This window comes from Leptolyngbya sp. PCC 6406, assembly GCF_000332095.2.
Classification (GTDB): Bacteria; Cyanobacteriota; Cyanobacteriia; order Phormidesmidales; family Phormidesmidaceae; genus PCC-6406.
Window position 1 is genome coordinate 907,380 of the sequence record NZ_KI913949.1, and the last position, 25,588, is coordinate 932,967.

Below are 25,588 nucleotides of genomic sequence, written 5' to 3' on the forward strand. Positions count from 1 at the left end.
TGCGTTGGGCCACGGCTACTGTAAAAGTCGAAATGTCATTTTAATTATTTGCATGACAACCCCGTGAAGCATGGCTTGGTGGATTGCCCGCACCAGTGGGAATTGTCGAGTTTTCGGCGGTTTGTGGCGGCGGGGGTTTATGGGGAGAATTGGGGCTGCGATGGGGCGGGGCGGAAGCTGGAGTTTGAGGGGAAGGGGTTGGTTGTGGGGGACTGAGTTGGGTGGTGGGCATTGCCCACCCTACTTGCTTCCGCTGCCCTGACTGGCTCATACGGCAACTCCTTCTCTAAGGATATTCCGAACCAAGACACTGATGGAACGGGGACTCTGTTCAAATTGTTGGCGAGAGTATTTGATAGGGGTTGCTGATTCCAGGTATGAACCGAGTGCTGTAGGTATTGGAACCTTGCTCAAATTTTCGCAAAATCATACCGCTATTCAGCAACGCTAGATTTTTGGCCGCATTTGACTCACGCAAGTACTTCGTGAAGCGCGATCGCGAGCATCATATCTGCAATCGACCCGTCGCAAAAAGGCGATAGCCAAAGGTCATCGCGATCATCGACACAAAAAATTGCCAGAGGCTAGTCGGGTTTAAGATGGCGCGGCTGCTGATGAAGATGCAGACAACTCCCCCCGCGACAAATACCCAGCCAAGCTGTTTCATGAAGCCCAACGGCATGAATACCAGTAAGCAAATACCCGCACAAAGCAAAAAGATCGAGGCATCGGCGGCAATACCACGCCACCAGTAAGGACTCACATTGGTTGTGAAGAAGATATTTTTACCTAAAAAATAGATGCCCAAGAGCATCAGAGCTAGACCAATTAATTGAATGAGTAATCGCATGGTGAATAAATCTTTATACCTGATACCTGAACTGTAATCAAGGGGTTGAAAAATCAATTTAAGCCTTGAAAAACCTCTCAAAGCTTCAAAATTGCTTGGCAAAAGGACTCATGCAGTCATCAAAGGGCTTTTAGACCTCTTAATCAATACAGTACCGATTTTAGGATTCCCGAAAATCATGAGGCCATATACTTCACTAACACTTTAATGACTTCACTGGGTCGGCTCTGGAGGGGATGCTCGGCGGTGGGGACGGAGAGGAAGTCAGTCCACTCGAAAATTTCAGCAAACCAACGCTGATGCAGGCTACGGGGAATGGCGCTGACGGCAGCTTTGGGGCCGATGACGAGGAGTTTGACGGGTTCTTGGTCTGGCTTAGGGTAGCTGTGGAGCTTGAGGGAGAGTTCGATACCGACGGGTTCAGGGGATTAAGGGGTACCAGTACGCTGCCCAGTACTAGGGACCAAGGTCAGAGAAAAGTGGGCGGCAAACTGAGCCTCTAGGACAGGCTGTACCGCCTGGAGGGTGATTCCTGGTAGAAATTGGGCCAGACTACCGACGGGATAGTCAGTAATGCCGCAGGGCACAATGCGCTGAAATCCAGTTAAGTCAGGGCAAACATTTAGGGCGAAGCCGTGCATCGTGATCCAGCGGCTGACTTTGATGCCGATCGCTGCCACCTTGTAGCCCTGTACCCAGACTCCGGTCATCGCAGTGTGACGCTCTCCACAGAGTCCAAACTCGGCCAGGGTGGCGATGATAACCGCTTCGAGTTGGCGCAGGTACCAGTGGAGGTCGGGATGGTGCCGCCGTAAATTGAGGATGGGATAGCCTACCAACTGCCCTGGACAGTGGTAAGTGACTTCGCCGCCGCGCTCTACCCGGATTACGGGCGGATCTTGAGAGGTGGGGGTGAACTTTACAAAGGTCGGATCGGCCCCCTGCCCCAGGGTGTATACGGCGGGATGTTCCAGTAGCAGCAGCACATCTGCGAGGTCAGGATCTTGGCGGCGGGCTTCTAGCAACTGTTGTTGTACGCGCCAAGCCCTATCGTAGGGGACTAAGCCGCAACGGTAGACCCAGCATGGGGCATGGGGTGGGATAGCCCTGTTGGGCCGGTCTGTGACGATCGCACGGGTATCTGAGGCTGTAATCCTAGGGGTTTTCTGGAGATTGGCGGGGTTAGAGGACTGGGAGGCGTCAGATAACGGCATTTCTTATACTGGATTATCCCCAGAGAAACTAAATTCTTGCTGAAGTTGCAATCAAGAATTATCAACTGCTGCAAAGGATCCTAAAGGGCTCTGTCGCCTAGAATACAAGGTGCTAGGGTGAAGACAGAAACAGAATTTTGTACGGAGGCCGCTCCATGAAGCTTGTGATTCAAGGCAAGAACATTGAGATCACAGAAGCCATCCAGGACTATGTCGAGCAGAAAATTTCCAAGGCGGTCAGTCACTTTAAGCATCTCACCAACGAAGTTGACGTAAACCTATCTGTTGCCCGTAACCACCGCATCACACCCAAACAATCGGCAGAGGTTACGTTGTATATCAATGGTGCGGTCGTCCGGGCAGAGGAAAGTAGCGAAAATCTCTACGCCAGCATTGACCTAGTCGCCAATAAGATTACGCGCCAACTCCGCCGCTACAAGGAGAAGCGTCAAGATCGTAATTTCTCGCCGGTGAAGCCCAATGATGCTCTGATTACCCCTGAAACCCCCACTACAAATGTTTCGGAGGTGCTCAAGAGTAAAGCGCCTCAACTTCCAGAGGCGGTGGTGCGCACTAAGTACTTTGCGATGCCGCCTATGTCGGTTGAGGATGCCTTGGAACATTTGGAGCTAGTGGACCACGATTTCTATATGTTCCTGAATGGGGAGACGGGGGAAATCAACGTGATCTATGAGCGCAACCACGGTGGCTACGGTCTACTGCAACCCCGTCAGGCGGAACAGATGAACGGGAATGGTAATGGTAGCCATGCCAAAACCGCGACTAAACCCAATCCTGCTACGGTTGGCTAGGGTTGGCCTAACCCCTTCTCCTGGTTTCGACTCCGCTCAGCCAACGGCAGAAGGGGGCCGGAAGGTCTTGTCCGGTCTCCCCCACTTGGCGCTACTGTGTACACATCTTTCTGAAGGGTGCTTATGCCCCTTGCAACCCCTCCTTAATCCCCCCTTGTAAAGGGGGAAAACTCTAGTCATCTCCCTTTACAAGGGGGAGGACTAGTACTGGGCGGCGGAAATACCCTGACTGTTCCATCAGAGTACTAGAGGGGTTCAGGGCGGGATTCACATGAAAAAACAGTAACTTGTGTGTACACCGTGGGTATCAACGTAAGCCGAGACAATATTGGTTCCGAGGAATTCAGGAGTCAGAATCCAGTACTCTCCTAGATTTTGGCTCCTAACTCCTAACTCCTCCCCAAGAGATTTGTCCCGCTTTGAGTTGATACCCTACACCGTAGTCCACCCGGCGGGAAGCAAGCTATGCCCATTTTTGGGAGAGTCTTGTAGATGTAGATAAGGATAGGGAACATCCCATGCCTCCCCGTTTCCGATAATGATTATCATTACAATGTAATGTAGTAATCTTTATTCTGGTTGAGGTGTTGATCATGATGGCTAGTCCGACCCTAGACTCCATCCCTGTGACCGTGTTGACAGGTTACTTGGGGGCAGGCAAGACCACCCTGCTTAACCGTATCCTCACCCACGAACATGGCAAAAAGGTCGCGGTGATCGTTAACGAGTTTGGCGAGGTAGGCATTGACAATCAGTTGGTGGTGGATGCTGATGAAGAAATTTTTGAAATGAATAACGGCTGCATCTGTTGTACCGTGCGGGGAGATTTGATCCGCATCATTGCCAACTTGATGAAACGGCGGGACAAGTTTGACCATTTGGTCATCGAAACCACGGGGCTGGCGGATCCGGCTCCGGTGATTCAAACCTTTTTTGTGGACGACGAGGTGCAGACCCGCACCCATTTGGATGCGGTAGTGACGGTGGTGGATGCCCGCCACATTCATCAGCACTGGCAGGCGGAGGAAGCGACAGAGCAGATTGCCTTTGCTGATGTGATCTTGTTGAACAAGACCGATCTGGTCACGCCAGAGGAGCTGACGGTTCTGGAGCAACGGATCCGGGCTATGAATGCCCTGGCAAAAATCTACTCCACGCAAAACGCCGAGGTGGAGCTAGGGGCGATTTTAGGGGTGAATGCCTTTGACCTAGATAATGCCCTTAAGGTGGATCCTGATTTTCTATCTGAAACAGCCCATGAGCATGACGATACTGTGGGCTCTCTAGCCTTAGTGGAGCCAGGGGCGGTGGATGGGGTCAAGCTGAACCAATGGCTGGGGACACTCCTGCGCGATCGCGGTCCTGACATTTTCCGCATGAAGGGCATCCTCAATATTGCTGGGGAGGATGATCGCTATGTATTCCAGGGGGTTCACATGCTGTTTGAGGGCCGAGGCGATCGCCCTTGGCGCACCCATGAATCCCGTAAGAATGAACTGGTGTTCATTGGCCGCAACCTAGAGGACATGAATCTGCAAGACAGCTTTCGAGCCTGCTTAGTCCCCTAAGCTCCCCCATCGACCCTTCTACTGCCTGCCTTGGGCGCGGAAACCGCGCCCCTACGGGTAATTCAATTCAAAATTCAAAACTCAAAATTCCTGTCACCCCCTGCATTGGGCGCGGAAACCGCGCCCCTACCCCAAAACCCTGCATCTGGCGCGGCATCTCTGCGGTGCATTGCTTCGCGAATGCACCCTACGGGATATTTAATTCAAAACTCAAAACTCAAAATTCCCATCACTCCCCCACCCCATCACTCCCCCACCCCACCATCCCAATACCCCATCACCCCATCACCCCAATACCCCATCACCCCCCCCACTCCCTCTCACCCAAATCCATGCCCAGCAAACCGCCCCCCTCTTCCCGTCCAACCCGTGACCACCCGACGGCCCCGAATCAGGACTTACTACAACTGCGGTGGCGGACGACTTTAGCCGACTATGTCAGTGCGATCGCATGGGCTCCTGATGGTACCTACCTAGCTGCCAGTTCCACCGCTGGGGAGGTGATGCTCTATGACAGCACTACAGGCACCCCAACCCAGTTACATTCCTGTCCTAATCAGGCGATCAGCACCCTGGCTTTTTCTGCCGATGGTCAGTATTTGGCGGCGGCGGGGCAGGGGGGCAGGCTGCTAGTGTGGCAGTTGGATGGAAATACTCCTACCCCCATTATTCAAGAAGCCTGGGGACGACATTGGATTGAACAGATAGCTTGGCATCCCCATCAACCCCAGCTCGCCCTGGGCCTAGGGCGGACGGTGCAACTTTGGGATGTCCAGATTCCAGAAATTCTGGCCACCTTCCCTTTTGATTCGTCTTCGATACTGACCCTGGCTTGGCACCCCAGCGGGGAATACCTTTCTGCCGGGGGCAATCAGGCGGTGAAAACCTGGCATTCCCCCGCTTGGGAGGATGATCCCCAGGTGCGGGAAACCGGCAGTGCTTCGGGTGCGATCGCATGGTCTCCTGATGGACAGTACCTAGCGGCGGGCAACCACGATCGCACTCTACTGATTTGGGCTGAGAATAATCCCTACCCTTGGCGTATGCAAGGGTTTCCGGGCAAAGTGCGGCAGTTGAGTTGGGGATACTGCCAGGGACAATCTACGCTCCCTGTCCTAGCCAGCACCAGCGCTGAGGGGATGGTGATTTGGCTCAAAGACTCTGATCCAGAGGGTAAATGGGATGCCCGTGTATTCGATTTGCACCAGGGGGATATAACTGCGATCGCGTTTCAACCCCAGGGCCAACTTCTCGCCTCCGCTGCTGAAGATGGCTGGGTCTGCCTGTGGCGGGAAGCTGCCCAAGCGGCTCAAATTTTGCCCGGAGCCCCCCATGGATTTTCTACCCTGGCTTGGCATCCCCAGGGCCAAGGGCTGGCAGCCGGGGGATTCTGGGGCGAGATCGTAACTTGGGGGGCGATCACCTGAGGCCAGGGATGGGGATGATGCAAGATGGACAGAAACGGCATCTGGATTTAGAAAATTTAGGCAAATCCCTGACCTCGGGAACCATAGCGAACCGTTTTGAACGTGACTTGGTTATTAGCGGGCTGATAGAGGGTGTAGGTGGCCTGCCCCCCCTGGCGACCCACAGTGCCGACCCCCACCACTCGGCGGGCCGTTTTACCTTGGTCTTGGGGCGGTTCATCCCCATTGAGGGTGGTAACGGTGGAGCGCAGTCCTTGGGGCTCTACCCAACAGTCAAAGGCACTCCCCGATCGCCCGCAGAACAGGGTATTGGCATCGGCTCGAATCAGGCGATCGCACAACTGAATCGCCGGAGTCTCTGGGGTCAACTCATCCCCACAGCCCGCTGTGCTGCCATGGATGAGCAGACAGTCCAGCTCATGGAAGCCAAAGTCCAGCGATCGCACCCATTGCACCGTCTCCCGCGATATCGACTGCCAGAGAACCTGCACCGCCTCTAGGCCATACTGCGCCTGCAACTCCGGAGCATCCATCACCGCCCCTAGCCCAGCTAAGCTCAAGACCTGCTCCTCCCACCAGCCCAGGCAGATTTTGGGAGACAGTTCCCCTGGCAAGTGCGATGGCCGTAGGCCGGTCTTTGACCATCGCACCCGCTGTACCAGCGCCCCATTATCCCCCCGTAACCCCACCACATCCCCCAGGATATAGAGGTCAGTAACGGGGTAGCGCTGTCGTTTAATATCCGCCAACACCGCCTCATAGGCCGCCAGATTACCTTCAATACCGCTCAAAATTGCCCAGTGCATGGTTGCTTAAAACCTAAAACCTATCACCTGTCACCTGCCTGCCCCCTGTTCCCTGTCCCCTGTTCCCTGTCCCCTGTCCCCTGTCCCCTGTCCCCTAAAACCCCATCCTTCCCTACCGCTCACACACATGGCTCGCATCCTCCGCCCGCTCAGCAAATTCCAGGCCATGGGCTAAGCGCCAAGCAAAAATCGGGGGCAAGCCTTTTTCGATGATGGCGGCACAGGTTTTCTGGTAGTCATAGGGCACCTCCCGCAGGGTGACTTCGGCATTGTCCGTGTCGTAGAGAACATAGGTGGCATTGGGGCGACCGTGGCGCGGCTCGCCGACGGAACCGGCATTGACGATCCGCTTCAGGGGGGTGGTCACGGTACGTTCCGACTGGGGGGCACCGGGCTGCTGAACGCGCACCGCCAGGGTCGCTCCCTCCAGATTCCGCACGTAGGGAACATGGGTATGGCCACAGAATAGAACATCCGCCTCCGTAGACAAGACTCGCTCTAGGGCGGCAAAGCCATCCATGGAGGGAAGCAGATACTCGTGCTGACTGTTGGGGCTGCCATGGACAAAGCAGAAGTTATCTTGCCGGAGAGCCATGGGCAACGTGGCTAGGTAGTCCCGTACCTCCGGGTGGATGGCTTGATTTGTCCATTCATGGGCTTGCTTCCCCCGTTTCTCTGCCAGTAGGGAAGGATAGCTACATTCACAGGCATTCAGCCCTTCCACAATGTCCTCATCCCAACAGCCCTGACAGGTGGGGATATCCAAGGAGCGAATCATTTCCACCACTGCATTGGGGAAGGGGCCATAGCCCACCAGATCGCCCAGGCAATAGATCTGGTCAGCATGATGAGCGTCAATATCACTAAGCACCGTGTTCAGCGCTTCGTAGTTACCGTGGATACAGGAGATGACAGCGAGTTTCATGGGAGGGGGTGATGGGGTATTGGGGTGATGGGGTATTGGGGTGATGGGGTATTGGGGTGGTGGGGTAAATCCCGTAGGGGCAATCCCTTGTTGCCGGGTGGCCGATATTGGGGATTAGGGGTAGGGGCGCGGTTTCCGCGCCCAATGCAGGGGGTGACAGGAATTTTGAATTTTGAATTGAATTACCCGTAGGGGCGTGGTTTCCGCGCTCAATGCAGGGGGTGACAGGGGCGGGGTCGCGCCCAATGCCGCCGGGAATCGAGGGGGGAGTGGTGATCTCAAATTTGCTCCAGGGCAGGGTGGGGTTGGATCAAGCAGGGATCAAATTCCGGTAGTGGGCTTGGTATTGGGTCAGGAGATCATCGGGGAGGCAACTATCCAGCAGGGCGGAGACGATCGCCTCCGTGTCCAATCCCCAGCCCACAACCTCTAGGCCGCTGGGACGCTGGGGTCGCCCTTCCAACCAGGGGGCCAGGGGCAATTCGCCATACTCGCTGCCTTCTAACCCTTCGACAAAATCCACATAAAAGGCACGACCATCGGGCAATTCAACAATGCCCTTGGCCCGTTGCACAGGGCCATAGGCTCCCTGGATAATCTCTGTCCACACCAGGTCTAAACTAGGGGGATCAAACACCCGCCCCGTTAGGGCGGTGCGCCAGAGCGGGGGCAAAGTATCTGTCTGGGTCGGGGGATGCCCTTGTCCAGGGATGACTTTATCGGCCCAGTTCTGCCAATCAGTGGGGGGATACCCTGGGGGCAGTAGGGCAACCCGGTGGCACGGGAGAGAGGCCAAGAGGGGACTGTCTAAACTCAGGTGAAACCCCAGCTCTAGATAGACTTCGGCCTCTTGCGGTAGGTCAGCCAACACTGCTGGCATCTTGCCCTCGGGAATCACTTGCACCCAGGGGAAGCGATAGCCCAGATAGGGGGTATCAATGCCCTGGGCACCACCGGGACAGAGGTAGTACAAGGGGCGATCGCGGTTTTTCAAAAACTGACTAATCCAGGTGGTTTTACCCGCACCGGGAGGCCCAGCAACAGCAATCAATTGGGGCATACAGCAACAATGGCGCGAAAGGACTGGGGAATGCACCCCAAGGAGATGCCAAGGATCGGAATCGGCGCGGTGATGATGCTGGCGAGTTGGATTAAGCCAGCACCAATTGCAAATGACCCACCTCAATGACACCCATTAAGGGGCCGACTTAGGGTAATGATAATCATTCTCGCATCTTTTCCGGCTTGGAGCAACGTCCCTGGGAATGATGACAGGGAGAAATGGCCATAGCCTCACAATGTCTGTCCGGCTATGGCCTCAGGTAGTCAGCCCACCTGTCCCCTGTCTCCTCTTCCACAAGCTATTTTGCTATGACAGCTTTGCTATGCCAGCAGAGCTTTGGCCCTGGGTAAACCAGCGGCCAGGAGAAAGAAGCCCAGTTGAACCACAACAATACTGGGGCCGGAGGGCAGGTCGAAGGCAGCAGATAACAAAATGCCCCCCAGGGCACTGACTGCCCCTAGGGCCGTGGAGAGCAGCACATAGTGGGTGAAGTGCTGACTGAGTAAGCGGGCGGCACAGGCGGGAATAACCACAAAGGCACTGACCAGCAGTACCCCAATCGCCTTGATCGACACCCCCACTACCAGGGACAGCAACACAATGAACATAGCCCGATGAGTCGGTACCGCTACACCTCGGGCAATAGCCAAGGATTCATTTAGGGTCAGGAGTAATTGCGATCGCAACGTCAGCCCCAAAAACACCACACAGATCACCAGCAAGCCACTGCTCAAGAGCAGATCCCCTTGACGCACCGCCAAAATATCCCCAAACAAAATGTTGTTGATGCCCCCTTTGTAGCGCCCCACAAAGCTGAGGGTAATCACCCCAAGGGCCAGGGAAGAGGAGTAAATGATATTTAGCAGCGCATCGGTCCAAAGGTTAGTGCGCTCTAAGAAGTAGTTCACCACCAGGGCAAAGAAAACAGCAAAGGGGAGGAGCACCGTGGAGGGATTCATCCCCACTAGCAGCCCCAAGCTAATACCCAACAGGGCTGAGTGGCCTAGGGCATCGCTGAAAAAGGACAATTGCCGCAAAATTGTCAGGCTACCCAGCATTCCCCCCATCAACCCCGTCAAGACTCCCCCCATCAGCGCCCGTTGCATAAAGGGGAGTTGCAGAAGTTCCAGGATGCGGGTGAGTTCGGTGGCGAGGGACATGGGGTGGTGGGGTGTGAGGGTGGTGGGGTGTGAGGGTGATGGGGTAGGGGCGCAGTTTCCGCGCCCAATGCAGGATGTCACCGTAGAGGTACGGTTTGCGCACCCAATGCAGGATATTGAATTCAAAACTCAAAATTCAAAACTCAAAACTCCTAAAACCTCTCACCCTCCCCCCTCAACTAATGGGTATGGCGATAGCGGACAAACTCTGACCCATAGGCCAAAGCCAGTTGCTCTGGGGCTAGGGCGACATCAGGCGAGCCCTGGCAGAGTAGACGACGATTCATGCAAATAACGCGATCGCAGTGGCGGCGTACCATGTCTAGGTCATGGGAAATCTGGATAATGGCCCAGCCCTCTTGCCGTTTCAGGTCATAGAGCAACTGATAAAACTCCGACTCCCCCCGCACATCCAATCCTGCCGGGGCTTCGTCCAAAATCAACAGCTTTCGGGGTTGTGCCAGACAATAGGCCAGCAGCACCCGCTTGGTTTCCCCCCCAGATAATCCCCGAATAGATTGGGTGGCTAGGTGCAGAGCATCCACCCGCGCCAAGGCTTGACGTACTGCCCGCCGTCGAGCTTGACGCTGCCCCCAAGGCAACTGCGGCCCCATCCGATCCCAGCCCAGGCCCACCAACTCTTCCACCACTAGGGGAATGCGGCGGTCAAACAAAAATCGCTGGGGTAGATAGGCCACTTGGTCACGGATGCGGGCAGACAGTGCCCCCTGACGACCCAAGGGTTGCCCCAAGATCCACACCTGCCCCCTCTGTCGGGGCAAGATTCCCAGCAGGGCTTGAATCAACGTGCTTTTACCCGCCCCATTGGGGCCAACAATGGCGGTATCGGTACCTGCTTCGAGACTAAAGGACATGTCCTCAACGGCCACATAGTTACCATGGCAAACCGTTAGCCCCATCACTGCCAATATCGGATCTGACAAAATTGACCTCCAATGGTACGGCCCAGAGGCAACCCAGCCCCTAGTGTTCCGTCAAATTTACCTTTGTGAGTCTGCGTAGATTGGGTAGAACGAAGGATCACCCAACAGTGGTGGGCCATGTTGGGTTCCGCTAGCGCTGCACCCAACCTACAAATTTAGGTTTGATAGACCACTAGAGCTGGGGTAGAGATGACTTGAATAGCAAGATGAACCCAGGGTCAAAACCCCAGGCCCAGCCGTTGGGGTACCGTCGCCACAGTGGGGACTCGCCGCAGTCCCGGCGCGATCGCCTGAAACCGCTGCTGGGGTAGCCACGACTGGGTTTCTCCCTCAAAGGCCGTCACCAAAGCATCCAAGTTCTGGCGCATGGCAATGAAATAATACTCAGGTTCTAGAGCCTCTGGGCCACCGGTTTCAATGGGGTCAAAGACACTAATGGCCACCCCCAAATCCCCTGCTAGAGCTGAGAAGGAATCTTCCCCTGCTTGGGGTTCCGTCAACAGGGTTTTCAGATTCGAGGCGGTTACCGTATCCATGACCCGCTTCACATCCTCTGGAGAAGGATTGTCCTCCGGTACATCCACCAAAAATTCCGCCTCTAGACCATAGCTTTCGGCAAAGTAGGGGGCAAAGTCATGGAAGGCCACAAAGGTTTGGCCAGCGTAGGGGGCCAAGCGCTCGGCAATTTCCTGATCTAGAGCTTGCAGTTGCTCAATGTAAACCGCCGCATTAGCGGTGTACTCAGGTTCCCCATCGGGGTCTACCGCGATCAGACCGTCTCGAATATTTTCGACCTGTTGCACCGCCCGCTTGGGGTCAAGCCAAATATGGGGATTGAACTCCCCATGATGATGGTGACCACCATCGGCATGGTCATGGCCGTGATCGTCTTTATCTTCGTGGCCGTGGTCATGGCCGTGATCGTGATCATCGTGCCCGTGCCCGTGATCATCGTGCCCGTGGCCCTCTACCTCTTCATTGCTGAGGGTGGCAATGCCGATACTGGTGTCAATTACCACGAGGTCAGCATTATCAGCATTGGCAATTAAGTCATCTAGAAAAAACTCCATTTCTAGGCCGTTTTTCACCAGCACATCAGCAGTGACTAGAGCCTGGGCATCGGTCGGCTTGGCCTGGTAGTCGTGGGGGCCAACATTCGCGGGAATCAGTTGCACCACCTCAGCGCGATCGCCCACCACCGCCTTGGTGAACTGGGTAATGGGCAGAAAGGTAGTCACCACCTGGATTTCTGAGGTTGGAGTCGTTGCCACTTCCGCGTCTGGATCTCCTTCCGTCACTGTGGAAGGAGCACAACTCCCCAAGGCAAAGGTCAGGGAAGAAGCGGTGAACAATAGACCCCGACGCACCTGGGGCTGGAAATTCCAAGGAAAAGCAAAAGGGCGTAGCGGTAGCATATCGAAGTGGCTCCCAGAAGTCTTATTGAGAATAATTATCATTAGTGCTATGCCATGAGCCTAGCACAGGAAGTTGCCCGAGATTTCAACGGGAATGGGAATTATTATCATTTTTTAGGATTTGGCTGTTTGGGATTTGGGGGCTAGGGCGATCGCGGCAGCCTTAGCAAAGTAGGTCAGAATCACATCGGCCCCGGCCCGCTTCATGCTAGTCAGGGTTTCCAGCATGACGGCGGTTTCATCAATCCAGCCCTGGGCAGCAGCCGCCTTGATTAAGGCATACTCGCCGCTGACGTTGTAAGCAGCAACGGGTAGAGGAGTGTGCTGCTTAAGGCGATATATGATGTCCAAATAGGCTAGGGCAGGCTTGACCATGACCATATCAGCCCCTTCAGCGACATCCAACGCTAATTCCTTCAGGGCTTCATCGCCGTTGGCGGGATCCATCTGATAGGTCTTTTTGTCACCAAACTTGGGAGCCGACTCTAGGGCATCTCGGAAGGGGCCATAGTAGGCAGAGGCATATTTGGCGGTGTAGGCCAAAATGCCCACGTTGATCCAGCCTTCGGCATCTAGGGCAGCACGGATGGCCCCGACTCGGCCATCCATCATGTCAGAGGGGGCAACAAAATCGGCCCCAGCCTCGGCATGGCAGAGGGCTTGTTTGACCAGTACGGCAACGGTTTCATCATTGAGAATCTGGCCCCCTTGCACAATGCCATCGTGCCCTTCGCTGCTATAGGGATCTAGGGCCACATCGGTAAAGACCAAGACATCGGGTACCGCTGCCTTGATGGCTCTCACCGCTCGCGGAATTAACCCATCGGGGTTATAGCTTTCTGTGCCGACATTGTCTTTGAGGTCAGCGGGCACCAGGGGAAACAATGCGATCGCGCCAATGCCCAACTGCTGGGCTGCCTGCACCTCAACCAGGAGTTGATCCAGTGAGAACCGCCAGCAACCAGGCATAGAGGGAATTTCCTGCCGTTGCCCAGTGCCCTCCATCACAAACAGGGGATAGATCAGATCATCCACCGTAAGGTGAGCCTCCCGCACCATACGCCGTAGCCCTGGGGTCCGGCGAAGACGACGAGGCCGCTGCTTCAGGGCCAAAGCAGGGCTAGAGAAGGGGCTGTCTGGGATGGAATCTGCTGGGGCTGGGGTTTCAGAGGGCCGGGTAGATACCGAAGGAGAAAGAACCATGGCAGTCAATCACAAAAGATAAGGTAGGATAAAAGATGATAATGATTATCGTTCTTGGAATTCTACCGTATCTCGTCATGAACGGTGACTCTGTCCAGTCCAATTCCCATCCACTGCCTGAACTGGGCAGTACTGATACCCTCACGGACAATCAAGCCTTGGTGTTAACGCTCCTGGGTCAACAGTCCATAGCCCTCTCGGCCCAAGAGCTTCATGCCCTGATCCAAGAGCAGCGTCCCATAGGGCTGGCAACGGTATACCGTGCCCTGGATACCCTCAACCTCTTAGGGCTGATCCAGCGCCGGGTGGGTCAGCGGGGCGAGTCTTTCTACAGTGTGGCCAGCCCAGAACAGTCCCACTTGACCTGTCTCCGCTGTGGCCATTCCTTGCCGGTTGTCTTGGGTCTAGAGCCGGAGTGGGCCGCTCAGCTTAACCGAGTTGGGATGTTTCAGATCTACTACTACACCTTGGAGTTTTTTGGGCTCTGCGACTCCTGTTCCCCTTCCCAAAATTGAGTTCCAGCCCTCTGAATGATGAATGCTTGACCGCGCCAAGATTTGCAGAAACCTTGAACAAGAGAAATGAAACCACCATGGATCGAGAGCGTATGGTTGCCCAATTTGCTGTCCGTGCTTCAGTAGAAGCGGTGGAGGAAGGGGTTTGGTTAGCGCCCAAGTTTGATGCTGAGGGTTTGATTCCCGTCGTCACCACTGATGCAAAGTCGGGAGAAGTGCTGATGCAGGGCTATATGAATGCGGCAGCGCTGCTGCGGACGATTGCCACGAGAGAAGCCCACTATTACAGTCGCAGTCGCCAGACCTTATGGCACAAAGGGGCTACCAGTGGGTTAGTGCAGCGGGTACAGCAGTGTCTGATTGATGATGATCAAGACTGTATATGGTTGCGGGTGACGATAGCAGGGTCGGGGGCAAGTTGCCATGTGGGGTATCGCTCCTGCTTCTATCGCCAAATCCCTCTAGGTTCGATGGTGATTAGACCGGGAGTAGTCATTCCTCTCACCTTTACGGAAACGGCCAAGGTTTTTGACCCCCAGGCTGTTTATGGTGATGCTCCTAATCCGACGCGACTCTAAGGGGAACCGATTACTATGCCTTTGCATCATCAATCTGCTCCCCCTACCCCTTGGGATCGGGACTTAGAACAGCCTCAAATTCAGGATACTGACTATATCCATCCCCAAGCTAGTCTGATTGGAGATGTGCGCTTGGGGCCAAATATTCTCATCGCACCGGGAACTTCAATTCGGGCGGATGAGGGAGCACCCTTTTTCATCGGGGCCAATACTAATATTCAGGATGGCGTCGTCATCCACGGCTTAGAACAGGGCCGGGTTATGGGGGATGATCACCAGCTTTATTCTGTATGGGTGGGGGCAAACACTTGTATTACCCATCTGGCCCTAATCCATGGCCCTGCCTATGTGGGAAATGACTGTTTTATTGGCTTCCGCTCTACGATTTTCAATGCCAAGGTGGGCCATGGCTGCATCGTGATGATGCATGTCTTAATTCAGGATGTGGAGATTCCACCTGGTAAATATGTGCCTTCGGGGGCGGTGATCACCACTCAACAGGCGGCAGATCGCTTGTCGGATGCCAATAGCAGTGATCGCGAATTTTCTTCCCATGTGGTGCAGGTTAACCAAGCTCTGCGGATGGGATACCAATGTGCCGCCGATAGAGTGTGCTTGGCCGCGATGGTAGCAGCCCACCCGCATCATGAGACCGTTCCTCCTTCTCCTTCTATCCCTGGCCATTCCACTCTAGTTCTGGGGCCGGAGGTGATGGCACAGGTGCGATCGCAATTGCACCAAGGTCACCGCATTGCCCTGGAATATACAGACCCCCGCCGTTTCAAAGTTGGCTCCTGGCAGGATGGCCCCATCATCCCATTTCACGAAGAAGCTCAAGTACTAGCTGCCCTGCAACAATTTCTCATCAATCACCCCCACCACCATGTTCGGCTACTGGGAATTGATCCCAAAGTCCGTCAACGACATCTAGAACTAATGCTTCAATCCCCCTAATTTGCTCTCTAGGCCCCAAGTCTCAAGGTGCAGAATGACAACCGTCATCATTTCCGTATTCGATAAGGCTATCCCCCATGGACTTCCTATCCATTCCTAAACAGGGGCTCCCTGTCACTATCATCACTGGCTTTCTGGGCAGTGGAAAAACCACGCTGCTGAATCATGTTCTTGCCAATATTTCAGGGGTAAAGGTGGCGGTTTTAGTTAACGAATTTGGAGCCATCAATATTGATAGCCAACTGTTGCTATCCGTGGAGGAAAACACTATTCAACTGAGTAATGGTTGTATTTGCTGCACGATCAATGACAGTCTGATCGATGCTGTCTATAGCGTATTAGAACGGGAGGAGCGATTTGATTACTTGATTGTAGAAACCACGGGTTTGGCTGATCCTTTGCCGATTATGATGACATTTTTAACCACCGAGCTAAAAGCCCTGACCAACCTAGATGCAGTGATTACAGTCGTTGATACAGAAGCCTTTACCCCAGCTCATTTTGAAAGTGAAGTTGCTCTGCGACAGTTACTCTACGGAGATATCATCCTTCTCAATAAAATTGACCTAGCGGCTCCAGAACAGATCACAGATCTGGAAAATTATCTCTACGACTGTAAGGAAGGAGTTAGATTTCTGCCCTGCTCCCTCACTGAAACTCCAAATTCATTAAGCTTGTCTGCCTTACTAGATATTGGCCCCACCCTAGAACCTCGTGCCTTGGTCAACCCGATTCCGGCTCCAGAGACCTTTGGGCGAGAATATCGAGAAGATTTTACTACGGTAAGTTTCCAGAGTGATCGTCCTTTTGATCTCACCAAGTTTGAGCATTTTCTGATGACCCAAATGCCCATAACGGTTTTCCGCGCCAAGGGGCTGCTGTGGTTTCAGGGGGAACCCCAGGGTTATGTCTTTCAGCTCAGCGGCAAGCGTTGTCGTCTGACCCCAGATATTCCCACCTTGCATGGTGTTATTCAACTGGTACTAATCGGTCGTCAACTTAATCCATTACAACTCAATCAGCAACTCACCAATTGTTTAGCCGGAGACCGTGTGCCGCTGCTGCGATGATGCCCACCCTTTCATGGGGCGTATCGGCTAAACCAAAGTTGGCTCTGGGCCTTGTTATTACAGACCCATCCATCCCCTGCACCCTAGGGTGCAGGTTGTTCTGGGGGTACTTCCTCCATTTTCCCTTGTTGTTATTGTCGTTAGGACTGTTGTTAATGACCCTTTCCATTTCCCGCGAAGATATGCGTACTGGTATCCTTAAGACCGAATCTGAGGCTCCAGTGTCCGATGCCGAAATGCGGCAGGCGGTGCGAACCCTGCTGCTAGGGTTGGGAGAAGATCCCGATCGCGAAGGATTGCGGGATACCCCCAAGCGCGTAGTCAATGCCCTCAAATTTTTGACCTCCGGGTACCATCAGTCCCTAGATGAGTTACTCAACGGGGCCGTATTTCACGAAGACACTAATGAAATGGTGTTGGTGCGAGACATTGACTTATTTAGCTCCTGTGAACACCACATTTTGCCTATTATTGGCCGTGTCCATGTGGCCTATATTCCCAATGGCAAGGTGATTGGTTTGTCAAAAATCGCCCGCATTTGTGAAATGTATGCCCGCCGTCTGCAAGTACAGGAACGGCTTACCGCTCAAATTGCTGATGCGGTGGAAGGGTTACTGAAGCCCCAAGGGGTGGCGGTTGTGGTAGAAGCTGCCCACATGTGTATGGCCATGCGGGGAGTGCAAAAACCTGGCTCTTGGACTGCCAGTAGTGCGATGCGGGGCGTCTTTGCGGATGATCCTAAAACCCGTCAGGAGTTCATGAGCTTGATTCACCATGCTCCGACCTTTCATTAATACTCCTGCTCTGATGGCTGTTTACAAGCTCTAAAATCCATCCCCTAGGCACCTCCCCTTGGCAAGGGGAGGTTGGGGAGAGGTAACGGAATAGCCGTGATGGACAAAGCTGATGACAACGCTGTCTAATCTTCTGGAAACCCCTTCTAAAAATCTCTTCTAAAAACCATGGAAAATTCTCTTGAATCTTTGGATAGTTGCCTCCCTGTTACCATTATTACAGGCTTTCTGGGCAGTGGTAAGACTACGGTTTTGAATCATATTCTGCAAAACTTTGATGCCTTTCGGGTCGCAGTATTGGTGAATGAATTTGGCGATATCAATATCGATAGCCAGTTCTTGATCACTGTTGAACAAGATATGATAGAGCTGACCAATGGATGTATCTGTTGTACCATTAATGATGATTTGATGCAGGCGGTGTATCGAATTCTAGAAAAGCGCGATCGCATCGACTATCTCGTCATAGAAACAACAGGAGTTGCAGATCCTTTGCCCATTACTCTCACCTTTTTGGGTACAGAACTGCGAGATCTGACTCGGCTCGACTCAATCCTAACCGTGGTAGATGCTGAGAGCTTCGAGATTGATTTGTTCAAGAGTCAGGCAGCCTATAGTCAGGTGGCCTACGGTGATATTTTGCTGTTGAATAAAACCGACCTAGTATCCCCTGAACGCCTTGACCAAGTTGAAAGAGATCTGCACGTTTTGCGAGAAAATGTCAAAATTCTCCGCAGCCAGAATGGCCAGGTTCCTCTACCGTTAATTATTGATGTCAAGCTGGGAGACTCGGGCCTCTATCAGGGAGAAGTTGCGGCTGAACTTGAGGCGGCGAGCCATGATCCTGATGCCTCCGATCATCATGGAGATGAACACCACCATGACGATCATGATCACAGTCATGATCACAGTGTTCATGATCCTAGCCCTCATGGCCATGGTGCTCATGACCATGGGCACCACGACCATCATGGACATGAACACCATCATCACCATTCGGCTCACTTGGATAATGATGGCTTTATTTCTATGTCATTCCGCAGCGATCAACCCTTTGGGCTGAAAAAATTCCAACAGTTTCTTGATTTTGAGTTGCCAGAGGAAGTATTTCGGATGAAGGGAATTTTGTGGTTTAAGGAAAGCAAAGCTCGTCACTTTTTTCAACTCACGGGTAAACGATTTCAACTAGAGGATCAAGAATGGCAAGGGGCACCGGAGAATCAACTGGTGTGCATTGGCCGGAACTTAGACCTAGAAGATTTGCGCCGAAAGTTAGAAAATTGCGTTTTAGCAGGGAATGGGGAATAACTTTTTAGGGGGAATACGCTAGCGCTTCATAAAGCCGCCGTACTCCGGCATGTAGCGGGCAATGAAGCCTCCCTGGGGGTCGTATAGCTCAATGGGCAACTGGGCGCGATTGCCCAGTTGCATAATGTCTTGGACCAGACTGTGGGCCTGCTCTACCACCGGGGTGGCCGGGACCACGGTGCCCTGCCCCGAGGGGGGCGAGATGGACTGGCTCAAGGCCCGATCGTAGGGACTCAGCAGGGTGATTCTAATCTGGCGATTGATGGTGCTGTAGGTGCAGCGATCGCCTCCCAGGGGACAAATGGCGGCAAGGTCGGTTTCTATGGTCTGGAGCGCGACCGCTTGGCGGAGATTGGTTTGCGCCCGCCGCAGGGCTCCCTCATAGGTGTTACGCAGCACCTGGGCCTCCCCATGGAGGCTGGTATTGGCAGGCACTTGCTGCACTTGATCCAGCGCCTCTCGCCAATAGTCCACAGCACGGGTCCATTGGCTTTGCTGCTCTGCCTGCTGGGCCGCTTGGGCCGCCGCGATCGCAGATCGATAGCCCCGATCCCCCGCCTTCTCCCGATTGACACGGGTGCGAGTTTCTACTAAGTGCACCTGATAGCGCTCCAGTAGGGGGCGGGCATCCTGATGGGCCAGGGTACCCTGGGGAATCCGCCGCAGGACATTGACTGCCACCTGCCATTCCTGTTGAGCCAGTTCCCAGGCTCCCAGCGTGGCGGCGGTTTCCTGGCGAGTGGTGGCGGCTTGGGCCGACTGGAGCGCCTGGTTCAAATTATTTTCAGCAGTCTGCTCCGCCAAAACGCGATCGCCAATCGTAGCTGCATTGGCCTCATAGGTTTCCCGTTTCGCCGTTGCCAGGATGGCCACCGAACTATCAGCAGGAACCCGATCCAAATCCGCGATCGCGCGCTGCCAGAGAAGCTGAATCTCCACCCAATGGGCCACCGGATAGGGCGGATTTTGACTCTGATCCGCCGCCGCCATAGCCCGCCTCTGGGCCTGGAGAATCCAATCCACATCCGCCAGTTGAGTCCGGTAGCGGGTCAGGTCACCCTGGACCCGGTCGTAGTGGGGAGACCAAGGGGGCACCGCCCCCAGCAAGTGGACGGCTTGTAAAAGCTGCTGGTGAGCCCCCAGAACCTCTGCCCCTGTCGGTTCCTGGCCCAACTGATCTAGGGCTTCGGTACTCAGGTCGTAGGCCACCTGTCGCCGAGAGCAAGCCCCTACTACACAGGGGCGAGTCAAGGCATAGGCAATGCTACCCAACACCAGACCGCTGGCGGCAAAGACCCCCAGCCGTCGCCAAGGGAGAGGGGGAAGGGAGAAACGGAAGAAAGGCGTGGGAGCCTGAAGGGGGGTCGGGATCGGGATTGATGCCTGAGGCAGTTCCTCGGAGTTCCCCAGTGGTGGCTGGGGCAGGAGCACAATGGCCCCCTGGGGTGCAGTTTCCGTGGCGCTAGCAACAGGGGGATCCTCTGGGGGGGCTTGGGTCGCCTCATCAAAGAGATCGGCCAGGTCATCAGCGGGTTTCCAGCCCCAGTTACGAGCAGCATAGGGGCTGGTCTGGCCCAACTGGCGCAGGTACAGGCGCACGGGCAGATGCCCCTCCACCAGGGGCAGTTCCTCCGGTAACTCCGTCTCCAGTAGACTCTGACGCACTGCGATCGCAAGGGCACCAAACCGCTGCTGACGACCCGCTTCATCGGTAGCGGGGGTCGTCTCCTCCAGAAGCACCAGTAGCCGTCCCTGCAACACCCGGCACCGCACACTCCCCAAAGCAGGCGCGATCGCCGCCTGGAGACGGGTTTCCAGAGCCACTAAAAAGGACTCAAAGAATAGAGAAGGAGGAGCCGGGGTCGAAGACATGGGGAAATTCCCGCTGAGCGAATTGGCTGGGTAAATAGGTATAGGGACAGAGAGAATGCCCCGCATCCTGTGGGTCACTGAGTATGCTAATTCAAGATCCCGAAACCGATCTCATTTTTGGTTCCCCCATCCGTATGGAAATCCTAGTCCTAGAAGACGAAGTTGAAATTGCCAACCTCATCAAGCTTTACCTAGAAAAGGAGGGGTTTAGCTGCCAGACTTGCCGCGATGGGATCCAGGGCTTGGCCCTGGCCCAGAGCACTCAGCCCGATGTGATTGTGCTAGACCTAATGTTGCCCGGTCTCGATGGCCTAGAGATTTGCGCCCGTCTACGGCAACAGCCCGGTCCCAAGGATCCCTACATCCTGATGGTGACGGCGCGGGGGGAAGAAGTGGATCGAATTGTGGGCCTGTCCACTGGGGCCGATGACTACTTGGTCAAACCCTTTAGCCCGCGAGAGCTGGTGGCACGGGTGCGGGCCTTACTGCGGCGTAGTCTGCGCCAAGGGGGACAGTCACCCCAGTATCAGAGCCCCCACTTCCAGGTGGATTTGGGTCAGCGCACAGCGACCCGCCTGAGTCCAACCCAAACGCCGGAAGCCCTGGCACTGACAACTCTGGAGTTTGACCTTTTGTCCACATTCCTGAGCTATCCCGGACGGGTCTGGACGCGATCGCAACTGATCGAACGTCTTTGGGGCGACGACTTCTACGGCGACGAGCGCATCGTAGACGCCCACATTGCCCGCCTGAGAAAAAAGGTCGAACCCGATCCCTCCCAACCCACCTTTATCAAAACCGTGATCGGCGTAGGTTACAAGTTTGAAGATATCCCAGTAGACACAGCAGCAGCAGAGACAGCGGAAGCAATGCCTGAACCCTGGACAGAACCCCCGACCCCCAACGGTAACGAGCAGACGGGGACTGCATGAGTAAACCAAACCTACGGGGACGACTGTTTTGGTCCCATCTGGTGGTGATGGCGATTGGTATTATTTCCATGGTCACCATCGGCTGGCTCTATTCTCCCCGGTTATTTGTGGTCTATCTGGAGCGGATTGAATCCCGCAACTTCAGCGCCGCCCAGGTCCGAACCCAACTGGTCCAGGGATTTCACTTTGCCTGGGGCCGCAGTATGGTGTGGGCAGGACTGCTAGGGGGCATTGCCGCCAGCAGCGCCAGCTACTGGCTCTCCCGTCGCATCATTCAACCCTTATTAGAAATGGAGGCGGTGACACGGGAGTTTGCCTCTGGCAATCTAGATCGCCGCCTGCCCGCCTACGACATTCAAGAACTCACCCAATTGGCCCAGAGCGTCAACCAAATGGCGACGGAGTTGGCCCAAGTCGAACAGCGACGGCGGGAACTGGTGAGTGACCTGTCCCATGAACTCCGCACCCCGCTGACCATTCTCAAGGGCTACCTAGAGGCCCTCGCCGATGGCACCGTGGCATCAGAACCCTTGGTATATCAACGACTTGCCCGAGAAACCGCCCGACTCCAGCGGTTGGTCAATGACTTGCAGGAACTCTCCCAACTAGAGTCGGGCTATCTGCCCATCCAACCCCAATCCCTAGCCATCTGCCCCCTGCTACGCTCCTTGGTGGCGCGATTCCAAGGCCAGCGGCTACCAGAGGATCCTGTGCAAATCAAGCTCGACTGTAGCGATGATCTACTGCGGGCATGGGCGGATCCAGAACGAATTGAACAGATCGTGGTGAATCTACTGGCCAATGCCCTGCGCTATACCGAGCAGGGTCAGGTGGTGGTATCCGCTTGGTCTGAGGCCAACCGAGTGTGGATCGCTGTTGCTGATACTGGCGTGGGCATGGCTCCTGAGGATTTAGACTATGTCTTCGATCGTTTTTGGCGGGCCGATCGCTCCCGCGATCGCACCTCTGGAGGCACAGGCATTGGCCTGACTATCTGTCGTCGTTTGGTCGCCCTCCATGGTGGGCACATTGAAGTAGAGAGTACGGTCAGTAAAGGCAGTACCTTTCGGTTCTGGTTACCCAAACCTACGGAGCCAACCACCCCGGCCAAGGGTGTACAGTTGAGGTGATTTTGGGCAGCCCCTCAGGGAATTCACGGCTATATGCAGGACACGCCCCCCGATCTTTCGGCCTATCGTAATAATCCCAAGCGAGATTCTCGGCGGCAAGCCCTCCACCGAGCAGGCCATCTATTTCGCGATCGCTACAAGGTGATCAAGGTCTTGGCCGCAGGAGGCTTTGGCGTCACCTACCTGGCCCAGGATGGAGCCATCCCCGGTAGTCCCCTCTGTGTAATCAAGCAACTCTGCCCCAAAGTGCGGAACCAAATGGCCCTAGAACGGGCCAAACGCCGCTTTCGCCAAGAGGCAAGGGTACTCTCCAAGGTGGGAAGTCATTCACAGATTCCCCGCCTCCTGGACTATTTCACCGTCAACGAAGAGTTTTATCTGGTCCAGGAATACGTGCCAGGGGAGGTCTTGACCAAAGAGGTGCGTCGCCTAGGCTGCCAGAGCGAAGCCCAAGTACGGCGGTTTCTGCTAGAACTCTTGCCCGTGATCAAGTTCGTCCACCGCTGTCGTATCATTCACCGCGACATCAAGCCCCCCAACATCATCCGTTGCCGGGATGATGGTCGTCTGGTGCTGATCGACTTTGGCGCAGTCCGGGAGTGTCTGGCGGATCTGGATGTGGCCGGATACCAGAACCCCCTGACCCAGTTTGTGGGCACCCCCGGCTTTGCCCCCCCGGAGCAACGAGCCATGCGCCCCACCTTTGCCAGCGATATCTATGCCCTGGGCATGACCTGCCTGTTTCTACTTACGGGCAAAACTCCCCTAGAGTTTGACTCTGCCCCCGCCACTGGGGATATTCTCTGGCGACATTTAGTGGAAGTGAGCGACGGATTTGCCCGTCTCCTGGACAAAATGCTGAAGCAGGACCACAGCGATCGTTATCAAAACGTCGATGATATCCTCCGCACCCTAGCCCTAGAACCCTACGAAACCACCTTTGCTCAGGGGCTCAGCCACCAACGCCGTCCCCAAGCTTCCCCACAGGATGGGGTAACGCCAGACGAGGGTTACCTGACCCCGGTCCAGCGGCAGGCCCTCAGCATTCGTCGCTGGCGATCCCATCAGCGTAGCCCCCAACCCCGCACCGGGTTTTCCATGACCACTAGCAATGTTTCCCCTGAGCCCTAGCCGAGTGATGGGGGGGTGGGAGTTTTGAATTTTGAATTTTGAGTTTTGAATTTTGAGTACAGAAGCATAGCTATGAGGACTCCGTGTCGCTGGGGGGGCGCTCTGCCACGACCCGGTAGTAGCCCAAAATGCCGGACTCCAGGACCGTCGGGCACAGCAGCGCCATGATGGCATTGCGGACCAGATAGGGTTGCACCAGGCGGCTGAGGCGGCGCACTAGGCCATTGGCGTTAAAGTAGCGCTCTGCCATACGGTGGAGGCGGGCGACGTTGGGCATGATGGCTTCGGTGACATCGGTGACCTCTAGGGTTTGCCACCCTAGTCCGGTGCCGACGGTTTGCCAATGGTCAATGCGGTTCATGCCTCCCCGCACCGCCATGGATGCCTCCAGTAGTTTCGCTGCCGTTTGCAACTCCTGGGGAAAGTCTTCAAACCCGGCATTGCGCCAAGCGTCGAAGATGACGAGACGGCCTCCCGGCTTCAGAACCCGATGGAGTTCTCCAAGGGTCTGGGCATTGTCGAGGGAGTAGCACAGGCACTCGACGCCGAAGACGAGGTCAAACTGAGCCTCTGGCAAGGGAATCTGGTTGAAATCTCCCGTTTGAAAGGTGAGGTTGGCCAGATCGGCAGTCTTTTGGCGGGCTAGGTTGATATTTAGGGGGGTGAGGTCGAGTCCGGTGAAGGTGACTTCGGGAAACTGGCGGGCCAGGTAGTCGAGGTTGAAGCCCTTGCCGCTGCCCACTTCTAGGACGCGCTGGGCTCCAATGGCGGTGATTTGATTGGCCACGAATCGGGGCTGGGTGTAGTAACCGTCGGGGCTGAAGATGCCATCTTCGTTGATGGCCATGTGGATGCTGCCTGCTTCGGAGTGGTAGCGGCGGTAGCCCCGTTCTGACTGTTTGTAGTACACCGAGAGGCGATCGCGCTCAAAGTCCTTGAGTACCGCTGCAATGGAAAAGGTGCGGTCGATCTTGTCTAGTGCCTCTGCCAAGGGCAAGGTTTTCATTGGGCTTTTAGATCTGCGATGCGGTCTAGCTGGGCCTGGGTATTGGCGGCCCATTGGGGATTGTTTTGGGTGATGTAGAGGGTTTTGGCGTGGCCCAGTACCCCTTCAGCCTCTTCGTAGTCCCCTAGGCGGGTGAAGGCTAGGCCAGCACTGTAGTAGGCGTTGGCGTAGTTGGGATTGAGGTCCGTCGTGGTGCGGAAGGATTCTAGGGCTTCTGGGTAGCTGCCCTGGGCGTAGAGGGCAACGCCGAGGTTGTAGTGGGCTTCTACATAGCCGGAGAAGCGGGTGATGGCCTGCTCAAAGGCCGCGATCGCGGCGGGTAATTGCCGCTGCTGCATGTACAGTCGCCCTAGGTGAAAGTAGGGTTCTGGTGCAGAGGGGGTGAGTTCCGTCGCCCGGTGGAGAGCGGCACGGGCTGATTCCAGATCACCCCGCGCCATGTGGACCAGCCCCAGGTTGTAGTGGGCGTTACCCAGATCGGGCTGAATTTCAATAGCCCGCTCTAGATAGTCCACCGCCTGATCCAGATTTCCCCCTTCCCAGAGGGAGGCTCCTAGGTTGGAGTAGGCCATGGCAAATTGGGGATCGGCTTGGATGGCCTGCCAGAAGGCACTGGCTGCCCCTTGCAAATCTCCCGTTTGGCGCAGGACTAGGCCCAGGTTGTAGTGGGCTGGAGCCAAGGCGGGATCTAGGCCAGTAGCCTCTTGAAAGGCTGCGATCGCACTAGCTACCTGCCCCTGCTGAATCAGGGCTAACCCCCGTTCCAGCGCCGCCTCTGCGGGGGAGAGATTGGGCCTAGCCTGGGTTAGGAAAATCGGCTCGGTGGCATAGGCGACCCCTCCCAGGGAACATCCCACTACCAGTCCTAGGGTTCCTAGCACTTGCCAGGAATATCTGCGATCGCGCCTCAT

At 55.2% G+C, this 25,588-nt stretch carries 24 protein-coding genes; 12 read left to right on the plus strand and 12 right to left on the minus strand.

The window, feature by feature from the left end; all coding sequences use genetic code 11:
- Nucleotides 1–505: 505 nt before the first annotated feature.
- The gene (locus LEP6406_RS0204220) at nucleotides 506–850 is read right to left on the minus strand and encodes a hypothetical protein (RefSeq protein WP_008314714.1); all 345 of its coding nucleotides are present in this window, start codon (nucleotides 848–850) and stop codon (nucleotides 506–508) included.
- 428 nt (nucleotides 851–1,278) lie between these two features.
- Nucleotides 1,279–2,064 carry a lipoyl(octanoyl) transferase LipB gene (lipB, locus tag LEP6406_RS0204225; RefSeq protein WP_008314717.1) on the minus strand — a complete coding sequence of 262 codons (786 nt, stop codon included), beginning with the start codon at nucleotides 2,062–2,064 and terminating at the stop codon, nucleotides 1,279–1,281.
- A gap of 155 nt (nucleotides 2,065–2,219) precedes the next feature.
- Here lipB and hpf point away from each other — a divergent pair, with 155 nt between their 5' ends.
- From hpf to LEP6406_RS0204240, 3 genes are all read left to right on the plus strand, one after another.
- Nucleotides 2,220–2,876: a ribosome hibernation-promoting factor, HPF/YfiA family gene (hpf, locus tag LEP6406_RS0204230; protein WP_008314720.1), complete on the plus strand. Its 657-nt coding sequence runs from the start codon at nucleotides 2,220–2,222 to the stop codon at nucleotides 2,874–2,876.
- Nucleotides 2,877–3,469: 593 nt separating this feature from the next.
- Nucleotides 3,470–4,444 (plus strand): CobW family GTP-binding protein, encoded by a 975-nt coding sequence (locus tag LEP6406_RS0204235; protein ID WP_008314721.1) that lies wholly within the window; start codon nucleotides 3,470–3,472, stop codon nucleotides 4,442–4,444.
- Between the two features lie 332 nt (nucleotides 4,445–4,776).
- The gene (locus LEP6406_RS0204240; protein ID WP_008314723.1) at nucleotides 4,777–5,871 is read left to right on the plus strand and encodes a WD40 repeat domain-containing protein; all 1,095 of its coding nucleotides are present in this window, start codon (nucleotides 4,777–4,779) and stop codon (nucleotides 5,869–5,871) included.
- A gap of 56 nt (nucleotides 5,872–5,927) precedes the next feature.
- On the opposite strand, the gene LEP6406_RS0204245 is transcribed toward LEP6406_RS0204240, so the two are convergent.
- The 7 genes from LEP6406_RS0204245 to hemB all read right to left on the minus strand — a co-directional run bounded on the left by LEP6406_RS0204245 (nucleotide 5,928) and on the right by hemB (nucleotide 13,387).
- A complete protein-coding gene (locus LEP6406_RS0204245; RefSeq protein ID WP_008314725.1) occupies nucleotides 5,928–6,677 on the minus strand; it encodes a hypothetical protein in 750 nt (249 codons plus the stop codon).
- Between the two features lie 112 nt (nucleotides 6,678–6,789).
- Nucleotides 6,790–7,602 carry a metallophosphoesterase family protein gene (locus LEP6406_RS0204250; protein WP_008314727.1) on the minus strand — a complete coding sequence of 271 codons (813 nt, stop codon included), beginning with the start codon at nucleotides 7,600–7,602 and terminating at the stop codon, nucleotides 6,790–6,792.
- 310 nt (nucleotides 7,603–7,912) lie between these two features.
- On the minus strand, nucleotides 7,913–8,662 hold the full coding sequence (locus tag LEP6406_RS0204255; RefSeq protein WP_008314729.1) for a CobW family GTP-binding protein: 750 nt from the start codon (nucleotides 8,660–8,662) through the stop codon (nucleotides 7,913–7,915).
- A gap of 323 nt (nucleotides 8,663–8,985) precedes the next feature.
- Nucleotides 8,986–9,825, minus strand: a complete 840-nt coding sequence (locus tag LEP6406_RS0204260) for a metal ABC transporter permease (protein WP_008314731.1) — start codon at nucleotides 9,823–9,825, stop codon at nucleotides 8,986–8,988.
- A gap of 179 nt (nucleotides 9,826–10,004) precedes the next feature.
- The gene (locus tag LEP6406_RS0204265) at nucleotides 10,005–10,769 is read right to left on the minus strand and encodes a metal ABC transporter ATP-binding protein (protein ID WP_027268831.1); all 765 of its coding nucleotides are present in this window, start codon (nucleotides 10,767–10,769) and stop codon (nucleotides 10,005–10,007) included.
- Between the two features lie 218 nt (nucleotides 10,770–10,987).
- A complete protein-coding gene (locus LEP6406_RS0204270; RefSeq protein WP_008314736.1) occupies nucleotides 10,988–12,184 on the minus strand; it encodes a metal ABC transporter solute-binding protein, Zn/Mn family in 1,197 nt (398 codons plus the stop codon).
- 114 nt (nucleotides 12,185–12,298) lie between these two features.
- Complete coding sequence (hemB, locus tag LEP6406_RS0204275; protein WP_008314738.1) at nucleotides 12,299–13,387, minus strand: porphobilinogen synthase; 1,089 nt, start codon at nucleotides 13,385–13,387, stop codon at nucleotides 12,299–12,301.
- A gap of 41 nt (nucleotides 13,388–13,428) precedes the next feature.
- Here hemB and LEP6406_RS0204280 point away from each other — a divergent pair, with 41 nt between their 5' ends.
- The 6 genes from LEP6406_RS0204280 to LEP6406_RS0204305 all read left to right on the plus strand — a co-directional run bounded on the left by LEP6406_RS0204280 (nucleotide 13,429) and on the right by LEP6406_RS0204305 (nucleotide 18,606).
- Nucleotides 13,429–13,902: a Fur family transcriptional regulator gene (locus tag LEP6406_RS0204280; RefSeq protein ID WP_202807512.1), complete on the plus strand. Its 474-nt coding sequence runs from the start codon at nucleotides 13,429–13,431 to the stop codon at nucleotides 13,900–13,902.
- Nucleotides 13,903–13,994: 92 nt separating this feature from the next.
- The gene (hisI, locus tag LEP6406_RS0204285) at nucleotides 13,995–14,480 is read left to right on the plus strand and encodes a phosphoribosyl-AMP cyclohydrolase (RefSeq protein WP_008314743.1); all 486 of its coding nucleotides are present in this window, start codon (nucleotides 13,995–13,997) and stop codon (nucleotides 14,478–14,480) included.
- 15 nt (nucleotides 14,481–14,495) lie between these two features.
- Nucleotides 14,496–15,434 carry a RuBisCO small subunit-like domain-containing protein gene (locus LEP6406_RS0204290; RefSeq protein WP_008314745.1) on the plus strand — a complete coding sequence of 313 codons (939 nt, stop codon included), beginning with the start codon at nucleotides 14,496–14,498 and terminating at the stop codon, nucleotides 15,432–15,434.
- Between the two features lie 77 nt (nucleotides 15,435–15,511).
- Nucleotides 15,512–16,504 carry a CobW family GTP-binding protein gene (locus LEP6406_RS0204295; RefSeq protein WP_008314746.1) on the plus strand — a complete coding sequence of 331 codons (993 nt, stop codon included), beginning with the start codon at nucleotides 15,512–15,514 and terminating at the stop codon, nucleotides 16,502–16,504.
- Between the two features lie 155 nt (nucleotides 16,505–16,659).
- Complete coding sequence (gene folE / locus LEP6406_RS0204300; protein WP_008314750.1) at nucleotides 16,660–17,298, plus strand: GTP cyclohydrolase I FolE; 639 nt, start codon at nucleotides 16,660–16,662, stop codon at nucleotides 17,296–17,298.
- Nucleotides 17,299–17,466: 168 nt separating this feature from the next.
- The gene (locus tag LEP6406_RS0204305) at nucleotides 17,467–18,606 is read left to right on the plus strand and encodes a CobW family GTP-binding protein (RefSeq protein WP_008314752.1); all 1,140 of its coding nucleotides are present in this window, start codon (nucleotides 17,467–17,469) and stop codon (nucleotides 18,604–18,606) included.
- Nucleotides 18,607–18,624: 18 nt separating this feature from the next.
- On the opposite strand, the gene LEP6406_RS0204310 is transcribed toward LEP6406_RS0204305, so the two are convergent.
- A complete protein-coding gene (locus LEP6406_RS0204310; protein ID WP_008314754.1) occupies nucleotides 18,625–20,478 on the minus strand; it encodes a hypothetical protein in 1,854 nt (617 codons plus the stop codon).
- An 83-nt stretch (nucleotides 20,479–20,561) separates the two neighbouring features.
- Between LEP6406_RS0204310 and LEP6406_RS26525 the strand changes: the two genes are divergently transcribed.
- Genes LEP6406_RS26525 through LEP6406_RS0204325 form a run of 3 tightly spaced genes read left to right on the plus strand, consistent with a single transcriptional unit; the run spans nucleotide 20,562 to nucleotide 23,671 of the window.
- Nucleotides 20,562–21,410: a response regulator transcription factor gene (locus tag LEP6406_RS26525; protein ID WP_008314755.1), complete on the plus strand. Its 849-nt coding sequence runs from the start codon at nucleotides 20,562–20,564 to the stop codon at nucleotides 21,408–21,410.
- Nucleotides 21,407–22,540, plus strand: coding sequence for a sensor histidine kinase (locus tag LEP6406_RS0204320; protein WP_008314758.1), 1,134 nt, complete (start codon nucleotides 21,407–21,409; stop codon nucleotides 22,538–22,540). Before LEP6406_RS26525 ends, LEP6406_RS0204320 begins: the two co-directional genes overlap by 4 nt.
- A gap of 33 nt (nucleotides 22,541–22,573) precedes the next feature.
- On the plus strand, nucleotides 22,574–23,671 hold the full coding sequence (locus LEP6406_RS0204325; RefSeq protein WP_008314759.1) for a serine/threonine-protein kinase: 1,098 nt from the start codon (nucleotides 22,574–22,576) through the stop codon (nucleotides 23,669–23,671).
- A 70-nt stretch (nucleotides 23,672–23,741) separates the two neighbouring features.
- Here LEP6406_RS0204325 and LEP6406_RS0204330 read toward each other — a convergent pair whose 3' ends face one another.
- Together LEP6406_RS0204330 and LEP6406_RS0204335 are read right to left on the minus strand one after the other, a co-directional pair.
- The gene (locus LEP6406_RS0204330; RefSeq protein WP_008314761.1) at nucleotides 23,742–24,677 is read right to left on the minus strand and encodes a class I SAM-dependent methyltransferase; all 936 of its coding nucleotides are present in this window, start codon (nucleotides 24,675–24,677) and stop codon (nucleotides 23,742–23,744) included.
- Nucleotides 24,674–25,588 (minus strand): tetratricopeptide repeat protein, encoded by a 915-nt coding sequence (locus LEP6406_RS0204335; RefSeq protein ID WP_008314764.1) that lies wholly within the window; start codon nucleotides 25,586–25,588, stop codon nucleotides 24,674–24,676. Before LEP6406_RS0204335 ends, LEP6406_RS0204330 begins: the two co-directional genes overlap by 4 nt.